A 20916-nucleotide genomic window follows, 5' to 3' on the forward strand; every position below is an offset into this window, starting at 1 on the left:
TTCCTATAAGGAGACAAGCACATTATACAGTTAAGAAATTAGCATGATGATAAATCCCGTCACTCCTTGGACAGCAACGGTCCAGGCTGATATAGCAGATTCTACGTCTATTTTTGAAATAGACCTAAAAACATACAGACTCAAAATTCATAATGCAGGCGATTCGATTTGGCTCGTGGTTATCTGGCCAACGCCCGCTAGCATAGCCTTTAGACTGGCCTTTGGGATGAATAGCAGGTTTGAAAAGGTGACGATCTCCGAAGCTCCCGATGAGATCCTGATCACTGCTTCTACTAGGTTAGCCTATTATCGAATCATTGTCTTCTTTCCCGAAAGTCTGCGCGCCACCTTTCGTTATACCACGACCTTGCGAACGAAATTACCGCTTCTTATCCCGTTTTGGCCCCGCGATATTGTTCCCTTGACTAAAGATGGAAATACTGAAAATACAGTGGGGAAAATACATGCCAAACAGGTAGGATCCCGGTCAGGACAGCTTTATTTTAGTATGACAAAGCCAAAAGCCGGTTCGGTGTTCTATTTTCAGAATCTCACAGCCATGTCTCCCTATTGCCAGGAAACAGAAGTATCACTCCGGGAAACTGTCGGCGGTGAATGGCCAGAACTGGGGTTCCAGTTTCCTGTAAACGCTGAAAAACCATTGCCGGCCAATAAAGAATATATCATTTCGGATGCTTTTGTACAGCTCGATGAAAAGATTCCCGAAAGTGACGTCGAGGTCGTTGAAAGTTACCTCGATTCACTGGCATCAATATACCTCCTCCTTCCTAAGCCTGAAGCCAGCCAACATAATTGGCTGCAGTCGGCTGAAAAGATCCTGGATAATATTTCGAACAACAAAGGTTGCTGGACACAAACAGACGGCAGTCCTTATCTGAATGCTTATGTGGGCGACTACAAAACGCCTGCAGAAATCATGGTGCAGCTTGCCGTCATACTCCCATTGCATGAGTATCTTAGCTGGACCGGAGAACATCACCCTTTGTTGCAGGAGCTCTCCGATGGACTCACCTCATTTTATGATAAGTCTATAAAGAGTTTAGTCAGGTGGCACCCTTCGTTAAAAGATGACTTGGATCATTCCGAAGAGCAAAAGAGTGAGATGGTAATGGACTCCTGGTATCTACATCACCCCTTGTTAAACCTCGCCAGGCTTGCATTGCGGGGCGACAAGATGGCTGAAAAACTATTTCTGGATTCGATAGATTATGCGATAAAGGTTGCCAAACATTTTGACTATCAATGGCCTGTCTTTTATAAGATGACCACTTTGGAGGTATTAAAAGCCGAAACGACTCCAGGTAAAGGTGGTGAAAAAGACGTCCCGGGATCATATGCACACGTTATGCTCCTGGCCTGGCAGCTGACCAAAGAAAAACGATTTTTTCTGGAAGCAAGCAGAGCACTTAAAAGTTTAGACGGTCTGGCCTTTGATATATTTTATCAGGCCAACAATACGGCATTTGCTGCGGGGGCCTTTTTGGAGATGTATAAGGTGACCGACGATGAGCATTACCTAAAACTAAGCTATTGCTGCCTCGCCGGCATATTTAAAAACTGTCAATTGTGGGACTGCAATTATGGTTACGGCAAAAACTTTCCTTATTTTTTTTCTGTTTTTCCCTTGAAAGATGCCCCCTATACCGCGGCATACGAAGAGCTGGAAGTATTTGCTGCCCTGCATCATTATCTTGAGGTGGCAGCAGGAATGGCTATTCTTCCATCGCTAAAAATATTGATCCCGGAATTTATCAAGTATGCTGCAGGCCGACTCGCCTACTATTACCCTCCGCTACTTCCGACAGAAATGATTGTCGAAAAAACCAAAACGGGTGAAATACAAAAAGATCTATGGATTCCACTTGAAGACATACATGATGGCTGGGAGAAAAGCGGTGAAGTCGGCCAGGAAGTATATGGCGCCGGACTGGCCTTTGGTATCATACCACGACAGTATTTTAAAGTGGCCAATTGGGGTGGAATAGTTTTTATAAATTACCCAATTTCAAACTTTCGAGCCGGCAAAGATTCAGTCACTTTCCGATTGGAGGGCAGTGATCTGCTCCGGGCACAAATGAGGCTTTTAGGCTTTTCCAGGGAAGTATTAACCAAAATAAGCGTAGAACAAAAAGTTAAATCATCATATAAACGTGTGCATTCAAGTCGTACTGGTTTTTACGAATTAGCCGGAGCTGGGATGGTTAGAATAACAAGAAAATAGATGAACAAAAAAGTTGATAGCATATCCGATCAAGATCACCTCCGTCCTCCCAAGAAGTTAATATAGCTGAAATTAACTTCTTGGTAAAAGGACTTTATCGAACCAAGGAATAAGCATCAACGATTTCCATTTTCCATTCATCTATCGTTTCTGCTGCTGCACGGTCGGCACGGTCAAAGAATAAATGGCACTTCACATCGAAGCCACAATAGGTATAGATACCTCTGTCGGAGGTCAGTATCAGCGCCCTATCCATTCCTATTTCCTGATATTCAGCCTTTGATTTTCCATGTGAATTGATAATGTAGGCGGTCTTACCGGCCAACAGTCCTTTTTGTACTCCGTTATCGTACCTATAGGCAAATCCGTAGCTGAATACCCTATCGATATACCCTTTCATCATAGCCGGCATACCTGTCCACCATATCGGATAAATAAAGGTAACAGCTTCAGCCCAGGCAATATGTTGCTGTTCCTTTCTAATTGCTTCGCTTACGATGCCCCTGCGTTGTCCGTCCATATCTTCAAGGGACAGCACAGGGTCGAAATTAAGCTGATACAGATCCCTGACTACAACTTCGTTCTTTTGTTGCAGGAGTGTTTCTTCAATTGTTTGCTTGAATAAATGATTTAAACTTGCCGTATTTGGATGGGCATAAATAATAAAATGTTTCATTTTTTTTGTTTTAAGTAATTGAATAAAACAAAAGTAGCCTGAAAGTAAACGGAAAAATTGTAAGAAAACGAAAAGGCTATTCTCCTGAAGCCCGGCAGATATCTTGCTGAAATCGAACAAAATTTCTTGGGGAAAGATTGATAAAATGCTTAAAATCCCGGATAAGCTGGCTTTGGTCGTAATATCCACATTCAGCTATAATTTCAAACCAGTCCACTTTTTTCGATGATAAAAGAACATGTTGTATCAGTTCAATTGCTTTTACAAAACGCTGGTATCGACTAAGCTCTTTGGAGCTATAGCCAAAATGCTTTTTTTGCGTCAATTGCACATTTCTTTCAGTTTGCCCGGTTTCTTCGGCAATGGTCTTGACTGGATTGCGTGTACTGTCTTTAAAATTAGCCAATAAAGCCGCGGTGATGTGCTGTGATTTTAAATAAGGTCTGCAAAAATCGAGAATGCAGTTTACTCGGTCTGATACACTTGTCATACCGTTCAACTGATGCCACAGGTAGCTAAAACAATTTTCACCCATAACTTCATCTGGGTTTATTGGCAAATGGTCTGAAAGAAATGCCTTTCCAAAAAAACGATAAAACGCATCGCCCTTGAAATTAACCACTAAAATTTGTGATCCGGGGAGAAGTGTATATTCAAAGGCAGATTTTAAGGGACCTAGTACGATGCATTTGCCCACCTCGATTTCATTTTTGGCATCAGAAACCAATCGGACTATTGTACCAAAGTTGAACACCATAATAGTCTGAAAAGACGGCAACAATGTTTTCGTTAGGGCAGTTGCTGAATTGTTCTCTGCAAAATAAAAATGAGAAAACACCGTTTCAAATTCGCTTGCAATGGAAAGCCTGTAACTACGATATGTCTGTTCGTCTGCTTTCATGATTTGTGGCATCCATATTAAAACTGTTGATCTTTTGCTACTGCTATTTTGGTGTTTCTCCTCTAATCTACGAACAAATTCAACATGATCAATTAAATCAATCATTTCCGAAGTTCAAACCTAATCTTGCTTCAAAAAGATCTTTATTTCTGTTCCATGCCCAGGCTCACTTATTAAGTCGATCTTTCCACCAGCTTGTGTCACAATCGTATTGACCAAATATAGACCTACGCCAGATCCATCGACCATTTTGGTTGCGCGTTTAAATTTCTCAAAAATCGTCTGCTGCACTTCTGGCCCCATGCCTATCCCATTATCCTTTACAGAAATAACGACATAGCCATCTTCCTTGAAAGATTGCACTAGAATTTCTGGAGACTGTGACTCTGGTGTATATTTAATCGCATTATTCATCAGATTATAGAGCACACTACGCAGCTTACGTCGTACAAAAGTAAATTCCGAAACTTTTAAATCCTGTCGGATGATTGCATCGGTTTCTATCAGCTGCGGTGCTAAACTCAACCGCACGTCCTCTAGAATATTTGGAAGATCGATCAGTTCAGTTGATGCCTGATACTTCTGCTTTTCCCAACGACTTTCGGTCAGATCATCTATTATTTTTTTTATTTCTACCAAACTTTTCTCATGATTTTGCATTAAGGGCAAGAATTTCGCTGAATTTTTATCCTTAAATTCCTTCATTAACCCAAATGTTAGTTTAAGTACCAATAATGGATTTTTAATATCATGGGCTATTGTATCGAGCAGCAACTCATGTTCTAGAACAAGCCGTTCTTGTTCTTTAAGATCCTTTACTCTTGGCGTAATATCTACAAATGTAATAATGACTCCATTCGTCCGGTTCTCATTACGGACATGATAAGGGAGTATATTCATCTGGTACCACTTTAAATCTGTAGTCTGTATTTCTTTCTCCAAGATTTTACCTGTCGCTATCACCGTGTTTATATTACTGATAAAGGTCGGAAATCTAAAATTTTCTCTTATATCCTCTAGCGGCATTCCTATGAATTCAGATTTAAGATCAAACTGCTTCATTGCTGGTGGAGTGAACTTTCTTAAAATTAAGTTAGAATCAACGAATAACTGCGGGATAATGGTATTGCTAAAATAGTTTTCCAGGTCTTCGTTGAGTTGAGTTAAGTCACTAATTTTCTTGTTTTTATTCATAAAATAGCCTATATATTATGAATAAAAACAAGAAAAAAACAGATATTGTTTTGCGGTATTAAAGCTCAAAACCGTAATTTGGGTCCATCTAAAAATTTTTAAATTCATTTTAAACAGCAATAGGCCTGAATTGATTACTGACATCAATCGTTACAGGATTGCTACAAAATAGAAAGCTTGGTAAGGGCTGAAATATCATTTCTTATACCAGATACTATCTCCTACTTAAAGCAACTTGCTGCAAAATCCATTAGGTATTAAAAAATTCAATCTTGGGCATACATTTCACACTCTTTTGCCAACGGTGAAATTAATCCATTTATTGCCTGATGGACTTGGAGAATATTCAAATAAATTTGGAGAGGAATTATGGGCAGCCTGTTGCATTTTTCTATATTTGAAGTAAATGGAACTCTTATCTTATCTACTTAGAAACATAAAATTGAACAGCGCCGAATGTGATGCTATCGGCAGAGCCTTTAGTAAACAAATATTTGCGAAAGGTACTGTACTGGCACATCCTGACAATCACCACCAAAATGTTTATTTTATTGAAAAAGGATTATTACGCGCTTTTTATAATTTAGATGGAAAGGATATCACTCATTATTTTTTCGACGAGAATAATTTCCTGATATCTTTTGAAAGTGTTTTTTTTGACCGCCCCCACCCCTATGGTAAACAGGTATTGGAAGAAGCTTGTTTGCGTGCTATCCCCTATAGCAAACTCGACGAACTCTGTAATAGCATCCCTGCTTTTAAGGACTTCCGGCTGCAGGTATCGCTGCAAGTGATTAGTATGCTATCCGAAAAAACTCTTGCATTACAATTTCAAACTGCCGAGCAACGCTATAAAAATATGCTCGACAAATTTCCTGGCATATTGCTAAGAGCCTCCTTGGGACATATTGCCTCCTATCTGGGTATTACCCAACAAACACTAAGCGTGATACGCGCGTGCAGGTAGTCGATTTCATTTTTAAGATATATTAAAAACACTGCAGATTATTTTAATTTGCTTTGCAGTATGAAATCATTACATATGAAAAAAATACTGTCATCCCTTGTCATCATCTTCATGGCAATAATGAGTGTTGCTCAATCCTCCAATGATAATTTTGCAGGTAAATGGAAAACCGAGGAAGGCTTCATTATCACCATCACTTACAGCAACGGAAAATTTTCTGGTCTTGATCCCAAAGGACGTCCAACCCTCTACAATGTGCGTTTTGAAAAAAATGAATGGAAGGGGACTGTGCAAAACCATGATACCGGCCAAAAGGGCAATTGCGAAATGTACCTGCAGGGAAAAACGTTGAAAATTGTGGCCCATAAAGGCATCTTTTCAAAAACTTTTTACTGGGTAAAACAATAAGAAAAAAATTTAATTAAGGTATTTTTAATTCAAAGTGAGAGTCGATAAAGTAAATAATAAAGCAGCGGATTTCTGAGCTTATTTGAGCTGTCCAAATGCATCCACTTTATAGATTGGATTTTAGGGGCATACTTTGAAACTTTTTGAAAAAGTAAAGAACCCACAAAAACTGAGTGTATCCGTACACTGCATCTTCAACCGGAATCGTAAGTACCCTAATCCCCATAAATTCCATTGGATTGTAATTGACAATAGGGGACTCCAATCCTGTTCCGGTTAGTATGCCGTTGACAGGTAAAAAGCCCAGCATCAGCAAAGTGAAGACTAAAGAGGCTTGCGTAATCCATTGTATCCGAAATACAAAGTGAAAAAGCACCAATGTCACCATAGTCACAGCAGCGGTAACTACGGTATAGATTCTGTCAGCATATCGAAGAGCAACAACAGCACATATAATGACACTTACAAAGACAACAATATTATTGAAGGCCGATAGCGATTGCAATCTAAAAAATTTATCGATGCAGAAATAGGTAAAAATACATGAAAAAGGGATGAAGATAAAGAATAGCCATTCTTCCAATGGTAGTCCTGCTATAGCCAGTCCCAAGGTATATCTTGTATCAAACCACCACACTCCCTTACTGGTAAACCAGACATCCCAAGCTATAAAAAATACAGCAACAAGCGCTGATGCCTTTAAAAATGGGGTCAACTCACGATCGAATCGAAGCCGCTTGTCGAAGGATGCGACAAAACAGATTATGACCGTAAAAAATAAGATAAGCGAATAAGTATATTGCATCATATTTTTTCATTGTTAGTATACATTTTAAAGTATTTCATTGGAACATATAAAAAGCCAAAACACTCGCCCTCCTCTTTGCCTAAATGTTTATGATGTTGTTTATGGGCGCGACGAAGCGCCAAAAAGTAACGGTTATTCGTTTTACTCAACCATTTGAAACGTTGATGGATAAATATATCATGCACAAAGAAATATGCCATACCGTAGAGCATAATTCCCAATCCAATATAAAACAGATAATTGTACCCCTTTAACGACCCAAAATACATCAACGCGATCGTGGGAAGGGCAAAAATGATAAAAAAGTAATCATTCTTTTCCAGAAACCCCGCATTGCTGTGATCATGGTGATCGCGATGCAATATCCAGAGAAAGCCGTGCATAATGTATTTATGGATAAGCCAGGTGGCGCCCTCCATAGCAATAAAAGTGACCAATACTGTAATAAAATTCATAGCTCTATTTTATAAGTAAGCAGCTTTGTAACGTAGATAACTTTTAAAAGCTACATAGGCTTTTTGCGCATTAGGTATCCTAATCCTGCTTTCCAAAATTTCTTTGGAGGATTTTTTCCGAATCTTCGCAAATAGTGAAAGATAATACTTATAAGCCAGATAAACGCCAAATTTTGCCGATGCAGGCAATTTTTTGATTCCCAAAAGCGCTTCCTTAAATTCGCTGTGTATCTCATCCTCAATCTGGCTTTTGAGTGCATTGTCAAACACCGCCATATCCAGGTTTGGAAAATAGGTACGTCCAAGCACCTGATAATCGTCCTTGAGGTCACGCAAGAAGTTTATTTTTTGAAATGCAGAACCCAGTTTCATGGCGTAAGGTTTTAACTCCTCATAGCGCTCTCTATTACCTTCTGTAAAAACCTGTAAACACATCAGCCCCACCACTTCAGCCGAACCATAAATATATTCTTTATAACGTTCGGAATTATAGTCGACTTTATTCAGATCCATTTCCATGCTATGCAGAAATTGTCGGATTAGCTCGATGTCGATAGCATACTTATGCACCGTCTCCTGAAAAGACTGTAATATCGGATTTAATGAGATACCTTCCTCTAAAGCACAGTTAGTCTCGAGGTACAACCGCGCCAAAAGTCGCTGCTTATCATAACCATGAAAACTATCGACTATTTCATCAGCCAACCTTACGTAGCCATAGATTGCATAAATACTAGCCCTAATGCTTGGCTTGAGGGCCAATATACCAAGCGAGAAACTTGTACTATACTTTTCAGTTGTTTTTTTGCTTACTTCATAAGCGAGTTCATCAAATAGCTTTTTCATGGTCTTATGTTTTACGATATAATTCAATGGCTTCTTTGGCAACAATTTTCCCCGATAAGATGGATGGAGGTACTCCGGGACCAGGAACTGTCAGCTGACCTGAATAAAAAAGATTATGGACTTTCTTATTTCTAATCTTGGGTTTCCATACCGCTGTCTGTTTTAATGTATTTGCTAGCCCATAAGCATTTCCAGCGTAAGCATTGTAATCGCTGATAAAGTCGCTTACGCAGTAACTTCTCTTGTATGTAATCTGCTCGTATAGGTTTTTTGTACCAGTATGCTTTTCCAAACGCTCTAACATCTTAATTAGGTATTTTTCACGTGTTTCATCATCGTCTGAGATAGCTGTCGCCAATGGCATCAACAAGAAGAGGTTCTCACTGCCTGCAGGAGCCACATAAGGATCCGTTTTGGATGGACAACATACATAGAACAGTGGATTTTGGGGCCATTTTTTTTCACCATATATACAGTCAATATGATCGTCCAACGGATGCTCAAAGAACAGTGTGTGGTGCGTTAGATTTGGAATGGACGATTTCATCCCCAGATAATATATCAAACTCGAAGGGGCAAAGGTCCTACTCTTCCAATAATCTTCATCATAGTTTCTCAACTCCTTGGTAAGTAGTGTTTCGATATGGTGATAATCAGCGGATGCAACCACAAGATCAAATGCGTAATCTACGCCATTAATACCTAATGAAGTGATCTTATTCTTTTCAATTTTTAATGTATCAACATTATGATCGAAATGAAAAGTGACACCTTGCCTCTCCGCTACTTGCTGCATCGCCAGTACTAATTGAAAAAAACCTCCTTTCGGATAATGAGTGCCAAGTGCGTAACCGCCGTAGTTCATCAGGCTATATAATGCCGGAATATCCTTGGGTGAAGCGCCCAGAAATATGACCGGAAATTCCATTAATGTCCGCAATCGTTGGTCCTTAAAATATTTGGCAACGTAGGATCGGAAATTGGAAAGCAAATCTAGCTTAAAAGCACTAAGTGCAATTTTTGGAGAGAGAAATTCGCCCCAATTGTGACAGGGTTTATTGACGAAATCCCGCATCCCCACTTCATACTTAAATTTTGCAGCTTCCATAAATCGATCCAACTGCGTACCAGCCCCAGGTTCGATCTGTTCAAATAATAGTTTTAACTGCTGATAGGATTCCGGAACACGAACTTGTCCGGAGTCAAATATCATTTCAAATTGAGGATTGAGCGATACAAGCTCAAAAAAATCAGCTGTGCTGCATCCAAAATCCGAAAAAAAGGACTCAATGATATCGGGCATCCAGTACCAGCTCGGTCCCATATCAAATTTAAATCCTTCTGTCGTACTGAATTGTCTCGCCCTTCCACCGGGCTGCGTATGTTTCTCAAAAACATGCACATCGTACCCTGCTTTAGCAAGATACGCTGCCGCTGAAAGACCCGAAAAACCTGCGCCAATAACGGCTACCTTCTTTTTCATTTGTTTTTTTAGCTAAACTACTTGGGCAATTCCCAATACTTATTGGCACCGCAACTAGTAATGTACACATCCTATTGCTTTTTGTCATTTCTATCGCATCCCGATGTGGATTATAACTTCACTTGCTCCAGCAATTTTTCCGGTGCAATATTTCTATCATAGATAAATTGATGAAATTTGCTCAGTTTATCCAATAAACTTATCAATGTTATTTTTTCGTGGTAGGTCAAATCGCCTGAAACAATCTGCGTCGCATGACGTATTTTTCCCATTTGCCGGTCCAATGCCGACAAGCCATTTTCCGTGATGTACAGCAACTTACTGCGGCGGTCCAGTTTTGAATCGTGTTGACGTATCCAACCTTGTTCGATCAAACGGTTTATAATGGCCATGCCGGCTGGTTTTTCATGAATATTCCTTCTGATCAATTCCATTTTTGTCATCTCACCAAAGGACCGTAGTGTAATAAGATAGATAAACTCCTCTTGTGTGGAGAAATCAGATTCCCAAATAGCAGCCTTTGAATATCTTTTTGCGAACCTATTCATATGCACTATTAACGTGCTGATGACACTTTCCGGACTACGCCCATTTTCCTTACCGTCCCAATTGGGTTCTTCGAGAACGTCGGTTTCCTTTGTTACTATCCAACGTTTAAATCCATTTGCGTCAGTGCTATAGATTCCGTCTACGTTTTCCTGTTCAAACTCTTCAACTAATCCAATGATTTCTTTTAAAAGCTGATATTTCATACACTTTATTTAGAACATAAATATACCATATTTGTTTTAATTATTTTAAAAATAATATTTTTTAGAATAAAAATAAACCAACATCATAACCTTAATAGTGGCAAACTGTAACCCATCGAGGCAGAGGCTTTCTTTAACTATGACAAGCCTTAAGTGTCAAATTTGTGTTCGTTTTATTATTACACGTGCAACATTTTTTCCGTAAGCTCGACTAACCTATAATCACTAACTGCAAACAATTGTCATCAAGCTTTGCACAAGAACCTTAAATACATGAAAAAGTTAAAAAAAATTGCCCTAATTCTCCCATACCTGTCGTTTTTCGCTATATCTCATGCTTCGTCTAACACGACGATCATTTCATTCATCGATTCAACCTTTACTGTTACGGGCAAAGTAGTTGATTCTATTACTAACGAACCTGTTCATTTAGTTTCCATATCCTTACTGGATCATCAAAGTGGCAGCAATCCTGTCAGAACAGTGGTGACAAATGAAAGTGGGGACTTCCAATTGACCAATAGTCAGCGTTCATTTTACCTAAAAATCAATCATATGGGCTTTCAGTTTCAGATAAAAAGAATTGTAATACCCAACGGGAGCAATATAGATATGGGTACTATAAAGCTTCATAAGATTGACAATAAGCTTGAGGAGGTTGCAGTTTCTTCCAGAAAACCTCCCCTAGAACTTATTACCGGTGGGTATAGATTTAATGCGGAAAACAATATACTAGGCAATAGTACAAATATAGCGGAACTGCTCAAGCAGGTTCCGGGATTAACAGTTGATGAAATGGAAGGCAAATTACAACTGCTTGGAAAAGGAGCTACTGTATTGATCAATGGTCGGAAAGTCAATTTGGGTGGTCAAGATTTATTGAACTACCTGAAATCTCTACCGAGCAATGAGGTCTCGTCCGTTAACGTGCTTACAAGTCCGAGTGCGGCATATGATTCCGCCGGAGATGGAGGTGTGCTCGATATCAGACTTAAGAAAAATTCCAATTTGGGCTTCTTCGGGTCGGCAAGTACAAGTGTTTCCACCCTTTGGGGGACGGACCAATCGCTCAATTTAAATCTTAAAAAAAGTAAGTTTGAAATTTCAGTGGGCTATAATTTTTCATATAGTGAAAACCTACATAAACGAAACGATCTAATAAAAAACTATTACTTACCCGATTCTAGTTATCTCTATAGACAAGAACAGGCCAGCGAAAGATCCCAAAGAACACATTCCATGAAAACCAATACACTTTATAATATTGATTCGACGAGCACACTCTCTTTTAATTATTGGTACGCCAGCTTTTATGGCAAATTTCCTAATGAAAGAGACGCTACGATCTATAATCGGGAAGATCAATTTCAAAGGCAGCTTAAACAGCAGGACTTCATGTTTTTGGACAATAATTTTCATATCGCCGACTTCATTTATGATAAAGATTTTAAAACGAAAAGCAAGCTTTCGATCGGTATGAATTACGCGAAATACTCGAATGAGAATAACACTTCATTCTGGAGAAAGGCATATGATTTTTCTAACACGGAAATAAATTCCTCAGAAAATGATAGCAGAAATTTTATTACTTCCAGACCATATGAAATCTGGACATTCAATACAGATTACAAAACAAACATTGGAAAGGGTATTGATCTAAAATTCGGTGCAAAATATGCCCGTGCAAATACAGAAAGCTTCTTTAAGAATCTAGCCACAGATGGAATTATCGATGCAGGAGAATTAAATAATGAAAATAAGGTTCAATATAACGAAAATATACTTGCAGCCTATTCTTCTCTGAATGGTAAATTGAAACACTTCTCCTTCGATTTAGGCTTGCGATTAGAATCATTCGACTATAAATTACGAGCCGTTTCAACTGACGAACAAATTAAAAACAACTATCTTAATTTATTTCCCAACTTTAATATACGTTATGATTTCGAAGACCTTAAAAACAGCATTGCTTTATCAGGGAACAGAAGAATCGAACGTCCCGGGTATAGTATGCTCAATCCTTTTGCGGTGAACAATAATCCTATCTATTTCACCAATGGTAACACGCATTTGAAGCCATATTTTGCGAATAGGCTAGATCTGCAATATTCACATAAGTGGAATAGCAACCATTCACTGATATTTTCTTTATATGGAAACTCCTCGAAGAATATGTTTACATATATCTCCAGATATAATGAGGAAGTTGGGAGTCCAGAGTTTAACTATTATAATGATTACAATCTAAATCAAATTGGAGGTTATGTCATGTCGCAAAACAAGTTTGGAAGCAGCGTGAATGTCAGTACATATTTATCAGCACAACGCCCAACTTTCAGATCGAACAATACAGAAGATATTTTGTTACCTGGGATTGTCAACTTTAGTGGGTCGATCAATACTTTCATCTATATTCTGCCAAAGACTACTGTTCAAATACTCGGCTTTTATGCATCGAAAAGAAATAGTTTTCAAATGCAATATGGCGCAACGGGGTATATCACGACGGGTTTACAGCAAAAAGTGCTTCAGGACAAGTTAAATATATCCCTCACGATTGAGGATATTTTCAACTTACAAAAAGCGCCTATTTCCAGTTTAGGCAATGTGATTAGCATTGAAACAGTGAATAAATTGAAGTCACGCTATGCAAAATTGAGTTTCAGCTACAATTTCGGAAAAACCTTTTCAGCAAAACAGACCAAAAAGCTCGAAAAGGATTCGAGGATAGATTAACCCATCAATACTTTGATCATCACAGATGATTCGTGGAGGCATAGCGCTGGATATAATTGAGTTTAGAAAATAGCTTAAATACAGATAGACATTAAAATACCGCGAATTTAAAACGATTCACCACGAATTGGAATTCCCTTGAAAATTTGAGGAAAGTTATTCTAATTTAGTCCTATAAATACATAGAAGAAAAAGTGAATTATGAATGAGACTATCATAGAATTTGATAATAAAAAGCGCCTGAAATTAGCGCTGTTTGGTTTGCTGATGACGATAGCGGCTTTGGCATTTGCCTACTATATCTTCTTTGTCGCCGAAAAAATAAGAATTTTCCCTGGGGCACTGATGTTGACCTTAGGAGGCTTAGGGTGTTATTGTCTGATTGGTGGTATAAAGGCCCTATTTAATAAAGATCGAACCGGCCTCCTATTAAACGCAGATGGTATTCGATATAACGGTACACCAGTAGGAATAAAGGTTGGGACAGTAAAATGGACTGCGATTCAATCCGTCTCAACAGGGATGGCCCATGGTGTCCATTTTGTTTTTTTGAAGCTACACAATCCCGAAAATTATATACAGCAGTTCGCTCCACAAGTACAACAACATCTGCTCGAAAATGGAATAGCCATTTCAGCTGATCAGTTGTCGCTTGACTTCAATGAGCTCAAAAACCTCATTGAATCATATTATCAGCGGTATCAGCAATAGTAAAAAGAAAAAGATTAGATCCCTCAAAATCGTTCAAAACCTGTACAAGTCAATTGAATGAGTTGTTCGCCTAATATTTTTCATTGATCTTTTAAACAAAGTAAGTTAGGACGTCTAAACAAAACCCTGCGTCAAAATCCCTCCTACCTTTGTCTTAACAAAATCAAATTTTTAAAAATGAAAGCAAACAATTATCAAGGAGCATTACAGAAACCAATCGGTTCTGGCTTCACAGCAAAATCTACTTCAGAGGACGTCATTAAAGGAATTGATCTAAGCAATAAAATCGCAATTGTAACGGGAGGTAATACGGGAATCGGACTTGAAACTACCAAAACGCTCGCTTCTGCCGGTGCAACTGTTATCGTTCTTGCAAGAAACGTTGAAAAAGCAAAAGTAAATTTAGCAGATATAGTAAATATCGAAATCGAAGAAGTGGATATGATTGAACCAGCTTCTATTGACAGATTTGCTAGAAAATTCATTTTATCAGGCAGACCACTTCATTTACTAATCAACAATGCCGGTATTATGTGGGTCCCTTTGCAGCGTGACCAACGTGGAATTGAATCGCAACTAGCGACAAATTATTTAGGGCAATTTCATCTTACAGCTAGACTGTGGCCCGCATTAAAACAGGCGGGTGCTGCACGAGTTGTCAATGTATCTTCTCTTGGACACCATAATTCTTCCTTCAATTTTGAAGATCCAAATTTTGAAAATCGCGAATATGAAACTCTTCAGGCTTATGGTCAATCAAAAACGGCAAGCAATCTTTTCACTTTAGAGCTAGATAACCGAGCCAAAGATTTTAATATAAGGGCGTATTCTTTACATCCCGGCTCGATCGGAGGTACAGAATTGGGGCGGGATGCAGACCCGGAACAATGGAGGAAGTTAGGATTTTTGGATGAAAATGGAAATATACACCCAGCGATAATGGCTGCATTGAAGACCATTCCGCAAGGTGCTGCGACTACGGTTTTTGCAGCGACCAGTCCGTTATTAGATGAAATAGGCGGTGTATATCTGGAAGATAACGATATCGCAGAGTTGCTACCAACAGATCATTTAATCCCAGCCCATACAAAACTGCATCAGAACGGTGTCCAACAATATTCATTGGATAAAGATTCAGCAAAACGCCTTTGGCACCTTAGTGAAGAAATGACCGGAGTAAAGTTCAATATAGACTAATATCCAAACGGCTTACGATAAAAGATTTAGCTATTAATTTTTTATATTTATGTCATCACAATGCCTTTAAAGCCGAACAGAAAATTCGAATCATGGAGTATAAAGCAAAATATATAACAGATGATATTAAGCTATCCTGTTATGAGGATAAGTTCTTCAAATCGGATATCAGTTTCGAGTGCCATATGTTAATCTGGTTTATTTCCGGTGAAACAAAAATTGTACAAGCCGATGCTACTTACGTGTTTAAAAAAGGTGATATTTTTCTAATTCCAAGAAATCAGTTAGCAACAATTATCAACTACCCAAAAGATGGACAGCCTCACAAAACGGTCGTGATGCACTTAACGAGTGAGAAGCTAAAAAATTTCTATGCAAATCTGACCATAAAGCCTTCTGCTCGAAAATCGGAAAAGATATACAGCTTTAACAATCATCCTTTACTGGAAAGCTGTCTTTCCTCATTGATTCCTTATTTTGAACTACAGAAACTGCCCGAGAACATTGCCTCCCTGAAAATCACGGAAGCAATCAGTATCCTCCGGGCGATAGATAAAGAAATAGATCCTATTTTGGCTAACTTTGAAGAACCCGGCAAAATTGACCTGGCAGGCTATATGGAAAAGAACTTTATGTTCAATTTATCGCTGGAAAAATTCGGTTATCTGACAGGACGAAGTTTAACCACCTTCAAAAGGGATTTTAGCAAGATTTTCAACCTCACACCGCAGCGATGGTTAACAAAAAAACGATTGGAGCTAGCACACTATCAATTTGTTGAAAAAAGAATGAAACCAATCGAAGTTTGTTACGCGGTAGGATTCGAAAATCTCTCACATTTCTCCTATGCGTTTAAAAAGCATTTTGGTTACACGCCTACCGATCTGCTAGCATCGCGACTTTGAAAAAATGTTGAATAGGTCTAATAGCGAATTTCATTCCGGATACATATTAAGCATTTGAAAACGTTGAATACAAATCTTAGCGAGCGCAAGCGTATCTCAAAGGCCACCTATCATCGTGCAGACTGAAAACTCATATATATCAGCTAGCACAGATGAATCCAACTCTTATACGTCTAATGGGAGCAGCTTATAATACCTTCGAATCAATTCTATTTTATGAATTTTATTCCAGTTGCAATATAGAAATTACGATAAATAATTACAGATCCAATTGAATACCTAAATTTGCTATTGTCCCGCTTCCTTTTACATAATAACGGCCTTCATTGGTGGCTCCTCTCACCTCCGCGTGCAGCGGGAAGTAATCATTATTTAGGATATTATTAACTGAAAAAATGAAAGCTAGATTCTTTAATTTATAGCGCGTTTGGAAATCCATCAGCCCATAGCCCGAAATCGGGTATTTGCCATAATTATATTCAGAAGGTTGAAAAACATCGCGTTTACCCAAATGTAAATATTGGAGATAGACGTTCCACCGATCTGTCAATTTGAAATCGGCATTAATATTTATTTTAAAAGGCGAAATAATGGAGTTGTCCAATTTATCCTTATACTTTCCCTCATTTTTCAAATCTTGCCTACCATCCATGTACCCGAGTATAGTACCAAACTTGAACCAGTCAACAGGAGTAATATCGACAACAAACTCCAAACCGTAAATACGTTGCGGCACTTGAATCAATTCATAATTACCAGGTGTTGACGTTTCTGCGAACGTACTGCCTTTTTTGGAGGAGCTATAATACCCTGTCAATTGGTAGCTCAACATAGAATAGGTCCCGTTTAGACCCAACTCAACGTTATTGACAACTACTGGCTTCGGATCGATTTGACTCAAAGGTACTCCATTTCGCAATACAAGCCCCACATCGCCGATAGAATATCCTTGCGAAAATGAAGCAAAGGGCTGTAGGTATTTCAATTTATTATACCTTCCTGCCAAATTGAATACAAATGCATTTGAATTGCTCTTGTCTCCCGGAGTAACTTTCCCTGCTTTTGTCAGATCCCCTACCTTAAAATCCAAGTTTTCGTACCGCACACCACCTTTCACTATCCAGTAATCGGCGAGATTAAATTTACTTTGAAGATATAAAGCCCCACTTTTCATGTTCATATCGGGTGTCACTAATCCATCGCTCAACGTTTTTTGAACCGTGTGATCTTTTAAAAGATCTACTCCATAAATTAAGGTTACTTTATTGTTGTTGGATAGATCAAAGGGCGTACTGAAATTTAGTCTAGCTCCCTTATGATCAGAATAGGTTTGGTTGTAGGTTTCAAATACCGTGTTCATATCTTCATAATACAGACTCATATTTGCTGAAGTCCGACCAAAGTTGCCATCATACTTTACATGAAAAGCTTTATTGTAAGGTGTTCCGCCATTAATCACTGTATCTGAAGGGATCCCAATAGCGGGTTTACTTCCAAACTCCCCCTTAGTGCCGACGTATTTACTATCCTGAACACTTCTATAATAGTTACCCATCAATTCAATGCGATGATTATCGTTAATCTGATAACCGATCTTCGCCAAGGTATTATAACTTTTTGTCTCGCCCAGACCATAGAATGGACTTACAATGGTACCATCAGAGCTGCGGACCACGCCGGTTCGCGCAATCTTTCCTTGCACGACATAATCAAACTTGTTTTGCGATCCCGAAAATACTTGTGCCAAATTATACCCATATGTTTCACTTGGTTTGACCAAGCTTAGGGAATTATTTAAAGAGGTTGACGAATGAAAACTCTTGTCTGTCTTTGGCTTCTTTGTAATGTAATTAATTATACCACCGGCGGCACCATTTCCATACATTGCAGAGGCACCGTTGATGACTTCAATATGGTCAATTGCGCTAGCGTCAATCGTCTTCATATCTCTTCCGCCATTTCTTAGAGGAGTAGATTGAGGAATCCCATCAATAAGTACCAAAAAATTCCGACCACGTATTTTAGCGATGAAGTTGTTTTGGCTTTCCTCACTCGGAGAGATACTTGGCACTTTCTGCATTAGGATATTGGGTAAGTTGTCATTTATCAGACGCTGATCTTCTAAGGTCTTACCTCCGATATAGTTAATTGACGATGGTACTTCGTCTATGCTTTCAGCCAATCTGCTCGCCGTCACGACAACTTCATTCAAATGATTACTTGTTTGTTCCATGACAAAGTCCGGAAGCTCCAGAATTTCCCCTTCCAGTGCGATCTGCGATCTGATTTCTTGAAAACCAATATGCTTTATGGTCATGGAGTGAATTCCTTTAGGAATCTTTGAAAAAATAAAATTCCCCTCATTATCGGTCTTGGTACTATTTATCCCGTCAATATTGATATGCACATTGGACAAACCTTTCCCCACTGAATTTTTCACTTTGCCCTTAATTGTCCCCGGTTCTTGACCATGACCATTTTTCTTAAAAGTCATCGGTTTTTCCATGGAAAAACTTATTGCTGGAATTATAGAAAAACTTAAAACCAATAGACTACTCGCCAATATTGTCTTCTGGGTAATAAACCAAGATCTTGTTGCTTTTTTCACGTATTTAAGGTGTTTAAAAAATCATTTGCCCTGTCTGCATATTGATGTCTTTCTATTTCCAAACCTTGCTATCCTGGAAATACTGCTCTGCAAAAAGACATAATTACTATTTAGACTAATTATTATTAGCGGCAAATATAGTAAAGTTGGGAATTACTTAAAGCTAAAAATTTAGAATAATAAGCGATCGAATACCTCCATCGATTATTCCTTTAGGATGCAGAATGATAATAGCAGCAATAAATCTTAATATACATTATGTTTTACCCTTGTTGTACTCCATTTTTTGCTGCTTCAACAGTCCCTAACTTTATCAAACAAAAGAAAACAGGTTCCTCTAGGTTAGATTTCATGAATACCGGAACCATTGACATTATAAAAAATTAGTATTAACATTTTAAATCTTAAAGTCATGACACTTACAACAAGAATCAACGCGGACGATGTAGCGTTTTTATTGATCGATCACCAAAGTGGTCTATTCCAGACAGTAAAAGATATTGAAGTACCTACATTGAGAAGTAATGTAGTCGCTCTTTCACAGGTCGCCGCTATTGAAAACATTCCTGTTATTACAACTGCTTCAGAACCAAAGGGTCCGAATGGTCCATTGATGCCAGAAATCCACGAAAATGCCCCACATGCACAATATGTCGGACGTACTGGTGAAGTAAATGCATGGGATGCTCCTGCATTTGTTGAAGCTGTTAAAGCTATTGGTAAGAAAAAATTGGTTATTGCAGGTGTATTAACAAGTGTTTGTGTGGCGTTTCCTGCCATTTCAGCAATTTCGGAAGGTTATGAAGTTTTTGCGGTCATTGATGCTTCAGGCGATATGAGTCCATTATCAACAAAAGTAACAATTTCTCGATTACAGTTGGCAGGCGTTATTCCCATTACGACCACAGCTGTAATTAGCGAAATATTAAAAAGTTGGAAACATACGGACGCTGCGAAATATGCACATGCACTTTCCTTGGTGATGCCTAATTATCAAGCTTTAATAGAAAGCTATTATAAAGCACAGGAAGTCGCACTAGAAAGCAAATAAGTATTTTTATTTTGTTTAACCATCTGCGGGATCGCTTTTACATAAGCTTATCCCGTAGATTACCTTCCGTTTAAAAAAAGCGTATCATCCGTTTTCATCACTTTTACCCTTTTCCTAAAGGAATCAAGGTCTTTTCCGTTTGGCAGTCTGGATAAGAAAATAAAAAAGTCCCAATTTCTCAAAAAGGGACTTTCTTAGTATATAATCAAATTACTTTTTTGTTTTTGACACTTGAGTTATCAGTGTATATTGCTGAGATGAACCATCAGCAGGAGGATTTCTGACCTCTTCTACCTTTACTTTGATCACATATTCATATCCTGATTCATAGTTAAATCCCTGGATATTCCCATAAAAATGTTCCCAGTTATCTGATTCTTTCGCCTTGACCTGCATGCACTTCATTGGGCTGACACCTTCGCAATCAACCAACTGCGGTCCCACAATCATTATTTTCTCATTGCTTTCAGCAGAATTTTTGCTACACTGGATAAAAAAGAATAAAGTGAAGACGGCAAGAAGCCCCTTGAGTAATTGGTTTATACGTTTCATACAAGAAATTTTAATAATAACTAATATAACCATTATATATATTCTTTACTATACCTATTTTACGCGCATCAGTATTGCTTATAACAACAATATTCAATATCTTCAAACCTGATGATTCTTCTTAAAGCGTTTGAGTTCACTTAACACAGCTTCTTTTTAGTAGTTTTTCCTATCGCGTTATAAAATTACGAAACGATTCGCTGATAATATTGTTCTTCAATAAACAATCGTATTTAATATGGAAGATCTATTATATTTGGCAGGTATCGGTATGGTGATCATGTGGGCGGTCACTTTTTTAGGCGGATTCATAACTGAAGATTTTATTCATATACTTTTATTTTTTGCGATGATAGTGTTTATATTTCGTGCAATTAAGGGTTTTAACAACTCTAAGGTGCATCAACCTCAACAGTAAATCAAA

General features: G+C 38.4%; 19 protein-coding genes. 9 read left to right on the plus strand and 10 right to left on the minus strand.

Annotation, left to right across the window (positions count from 1 at the left end):
- Positions 1–43: 43 nt before the first annotated feature.
- Positions 44–2242 carry a hypothetical protein gene (locus B3P16_RS07060; protein ID WP_286842072.1) on the plus strand — a complete coding sequence of 733 codons (2199 nt, stop codon included), beginning with the start codon at positions 44–46 and terminating at the stop codon, positions 2240–2242.
- Between the two features lie 94 nt (positions 2243–2336).
- Here the strand turns inward: B3P16_RS07060 and B3P16_RS07065 are convergent, their stop codons facing one another.
- The 3 genes from B3P16_RS07065 to B3P16_RS07075 all read right to left on the minus strand — a co-directional run bounded on the left by B3P16_RS07065 (position 2337) and on the right by B3P16_RS07075 (position 5013).
- Positions 2337–2918, minus strand: coding sequence for an NAD(P)H-dependent oxidoreductase (locus B3P16_RS07065; protein WP_286842074.1), 582 nt, complete (start codon positions 2916–2918; stop codon positions 2337–2339).
- A 76-nt stretch (positions 2919–2994) separates the two neighbouring features.
- On the minus strand, positions 2995–3924 hold the full coding sequence (locus tag B3P16_RS07070) for a helix-turn-helix domain-containing protein (RefSeq protein ID WP_286842075.1): 930 nt from the start codon (positions 3922–3924) through the stop codon (positions 2995–2997).
- A gap of 15 nt (positions 3925–3939) precedes the next feature.
- Positions 3940–5013, minus strand: coding sequence for an ATP-binding protein (locus tag B3P16_RS07075; RefSeq protein ID WP_286842077.1), 1074 nt, complete (start codon positions 5011–5013; stop codon positions 3940–3942).
- Between the two features lie 406 nt (positions 5014–5419).
- On the opposite strand from B3P16_RS07075, the gene B3P16_RS07080 reads away from it, so the two are divergent.
- Both B3P16_RS07080 and B3P16_RS07085 read left to right on the plus strand, forming a co-directional pair.
- Positions 5420–5980, plus strand: coding sequence for a Crp/Fnr family transcriptional regulator (locus B3P16_RS07080; protein ID WP_286842079.1), 561 nt, complete (start codon positions 5420–5422; stop codon positions 5978–5980).
- 75 nt (positions 5981–6055) lie between these two features.
- Complete coding sequence (locus tag B3P16_RS07085) at positions 6056–6388, plus strand: hypothetical protein (protein WP_286842082.1); 333 nt, start codon at positions 6056–6058, stop codon at positions 6386–6388.
- Between the two features lie 106 nt (positions 6389–6494).
- Here the strand turns inward: B3P16_RS07085 and B3P16_RS07090 are convergent, their stop codons facing one another.
- The 5 genes from B3P16_RS07090 to B3P16_RS07110 form a co-directional block, all read right to left on the minus strand.
- A complete protein-coding gene (locus tag B3P16_RS07090; protein ID WP_286842084.1) occupies positions 6495–7196 on the minus strand; it encodes a lycopene cyclase domain-containing protein in 702 nt (233 codons plus the stop codon).
- Positions 7193–7651, minus strand: coding sequence for a sterol desaturase family protein (locus B3P16_RS07095; protein WP_115050190.1), 459 nt, complete (start codon positions 7649–7651; stop codon positions 7193–7195). The genes B3P16_RS07090 and B3P16_RS07095 overlap by 4 nt, the downstream gene beginning before the upstream one ends.
- Before the next feature lie 9 nt (positions 7652–7660).
- On the minus strand, positions 7661–8497 hold the full coding sequence (locus B3P16_RS07100) for a phytoene/squalene synthase family protein (protein ID WP_046675142.1): 837 nt from the start codon (positions 8495–8497) through the stop codon (positions 7661–7663).
- 4 nt (positions 8498–8501) lie between these two features.
- Positions 8502–9980 (minus strand): phytoene desaturase family protein, encoded by a 1479-nt coding sequence (locus B3P16_RS07105; RefSeq protein ID WP_286842086.1) that lies wholly within the window; start codon positions 9978–9980, stop codon positions 8502–8504.
- A gap of 110 nt (positions 9981–10090) precedes the next feature.
- Positions 10091–10732: a MarR family winged helix-turn-helix transcriptional regulator gene (locus tag B3P16_RS07110; protein ID WP_286842088.1), complete on the minus strand. Its 642-nt coding sequence runs from the start codon at positions 10730–10732 to the stop codon at positions 10091–10093.
- A gap of 273 nt (positions 10733–11005) precedes the next feature.
- Here B3P16_RS07110 and B3P16_RS07115 point away from each other — a divergent pair, with 273 nt between their 5' ends.
- The 4 genes from B3P16_RS07115 to B3P16_RS07130 all read left to right on the plus strand — a co-directional run bounded on the left by B3P16_RS07115 (position 11006) and on the right by B3P16_RS07130 (position 16281).
- A complete protein-coding gene (locus B3P16_RS07115) occupies positions 11006–13468 on the plus strand; it encodes an outer membrane beta-barrel protein (RefSeq protein ID WP_286842091.1) in 2463 nt (820 codons plus the stop codon).
- 201 nt (positions 13469–13669) lie between these two features.
- Positions 13670–14179, plus strand: a complete 510-nt coding sequence (locus B3P16_RS07120) for an STM3941 family protein (protein ID WP_286842093.1) — start codon at positions 13670–13672, stop codon at positions 14177–14179.
- A 177-nt stretch (positions 14180–14356) separates the two neighbouring features.
- A complete protein-coding gene (locus B3P16_RS07125) occupies positions 14357–15376 on the plus strand; it encodes an SDR family NAD(P)-dependent oxidoreductase (protein WP_286842095.1) in 1020 nt (339 codons plus the stop codon).
- Between the two features lie 92 nt (positions 15377–15468).
- Positions 15469–16281 carry a helix-turn-helix domain-containing protein gene (locus B3P16_RS07130; protein ID WP_286842097.1) on the plus strand — a complete coding sequence of 271 codons (813 nt, stop codon included), beginning with the start codon at positions 15469–15471 and terminating at the stop codon, positions 16279–16281.
- Between the two features lie 259 nt (positions 16282–16540).
- Here B3P16_RS07130 and B3P16_RS07135 read toward each other — a convergent pair whose 3' ends face one another.
- Entirely contained in the window at positions 16541–18775 is a 2235-nt protein-coding gene (locus B3P16_RS07135; protein WP_286842098.1) for a TonB-dependent receptor, read from the minus strand.
- 526 nt (positions 18776–19301) lie between these two features.
- On the opposite strand from B3P16_RS07135, the gene B3P16_RS07140 reads away from it, so the two are divergent.
- Entirely contained in the window at positions 19302–19940 is a 639-nt protein-coding gene (locus B3P16_RS07140) for an isochorismatase family protein (protein ID WP_286842100.1), read from the plus strand.
- 210 nt (positions 19941–20150) lie between these two features.
- Here B3P16_RS07140 and B3P16_RS07145 read toward each other — a convergent pair whose 3' ends face one another.
- On the minus strand, positions 20151–20492 hold the full coding sequence (locus tag B3P16_RS07145) for a DUF4377 domain-containing protein (RefSeq protein WP_286842102.1): 342 nt from the start codon (positions 20490–20492) through the stop codon (positions 20151–20153).
- Between the two features lie 238 nt (positions 20493–20730).
- Between B3P16_RS07145 and B3P16_RS24320 the strand changes: the two genes are divergently transcribed.
- On the plus strand, positions 20731–20910 hold the full coding sequence (locus tag B3P16_RS24320) for a lmo0937 family membrane protein (protein WP_112375885.1): 180 nt from the start codon (positions 20731–20733) through the stop codon (positions 20908–20910).
- The last annotated feature ends 6 nt before the right edge of the window (positions 20911–20916 follow it).

It is taken from the genome of Sphingobacterium sp. UBA7631, from assembly GCF_002483935.1.
GTDB classification, from domain to species: Bacteria; Bacteroidota; Bacteroidia; order Sphingobacteriales; family Sphingobacteriaceae; genus Sphingobacterium; species Sphingobacterium multivorum.

Excerpts from the sequence above, each read along its gene's own strand:
- B3P16_RS07130 (WP_286842097.1), top strand. The coding sequence starts at position 15,469 with ATGGAGTATAAAGCAAAATATATAACAGATGATATTAAGCTATCCTGT.
- B3P16_RS07145 (WP_286842102.1), bottom strand. The coding sequence starts at position 20,492 with ATGAAACGTATAAACCAATTACTCAAGGGGCTTCTTGCCGTCTTCACT.
- B3P16_RS07090 (WP_286842084.1), bottom strand. The coding sequence starts at position 7,196 with ATGATGCAATATACTTATTCGCTTATCTTATTTTTTACGGTCATAATC.
- B3P16_RS07060 (WP_286842072.1), top strand. The coding sequence starts at position 44 with ATGATGATAAATCCCGTCACTCCTTGGACAGCAACGGTCCAGGCTGAT.
- B3P16_RS07070 (WP_286842075.1), bottom strand. The coding sequence starts at position 3,924 with ATGATTGATTTAATTGATCATGTTGAATTTGTTCGTAGATTAGAGGAG.
- B3P16_RS07135 (WP_286842098.1), bottom strand. The coding sequence starts at position 18,775 with ATGACTTTTAAGAAAAATGGTCATGGTCAAGAACCGGGGACAATTAAG.
- B3P16_RS07140 (WP_286842100.1), top strand. The coding sequence starts at position 19,302 with ATGACACTTACAACAAGAATCAACGCGGACGATGTAGCGTTTTTATTG.
- B3P16_RS07095 (WP_115050190.1), bottom strand. The coding sequence starts at position 7,651 with ATGAATTTTATTACAGTATTGGTCACTTTTATTGCTATGGAGGGCGCC.
- B3P16_RS07110 (WP_286842088.1), bottom strand. The coding sequence starts at position 10,732 with ATGAAATATCAGCTTTTAAAAGAAATCATTGGATTAGTTGAAGAGTTT.
- B3P16_RS24320 (WP_112375885.1), top strand. The coding sequence starts at position 20,731 with ATGGAAGATCTATTATATTTGGCAGGTATCGGTATGGTGATCATGTGG.
- B3P16_RS07125 (WP_286842095.1), top strand. The coding sequence starts at position 14,357 with ATGAAAGCAAACAATTATCAAGGAGCATTACAGAAACCAATCGGTTCT.
- B3P16_RS07080 (WP_286842079.1), top strand. The coding sequence starts at position 5,420 with ATGGAACTCTTATCTTATCTACTTAGAAACATAAAATTGAACAGCGCC.
- B3P16_RS07120 (WP_286842093.1), top strand. The coding sequence starts at position 13,670 with ATGAATGAGACTATCATAGAATTTGATAATAAAAAGCGCCTGAAATTA.
- B3P16_RS07085 (WP_286842082.1), top strand. The coding sequence starts at position 6,056 with ATGAAAAAAATACTGTCATCCCTTGTCATCATCTTCATGGCAATAATG.
- B3P16_RS07100 (WP_046675142.1), bottom strand. The coding sequence starts at position 8,497 with ATGAAAAAGCTATTTGATGAACTCGCTTATGAAGTAAGCAAAAAAACA.
- B3P16_RS07075 (WP_286842077.1), bottom strand. The coding sequence starts at position 5,013 with ATGAATAAAAACAAGAAAATTAGTGACTTAACTCAACTCAACGAAGAC.
- B3P16_RS07065 (WP_286842074.1), bottom strand. The coding sequence starts at position 2,918 with ATGAAACATTTTATTATTTATGCCCATCCAAATACGGCAAGTTTAAAT.
- B3P16_RS07105 (WP_286842086.1), bottom strand. The coding sequence starts at position 9,980 with ATGAAAAAGAAGGTAGCCGTTATTGGCGCAGGTTTTTCGGGTCTTTCA.
- B3P16_RS07115 (WP_286842091.1), top strand. The coding sequence starts at position 11,006 with ATGAAAAAGTTAAAAAAAATTGCCCTAATTCTCCCATACCTGTCGTTT.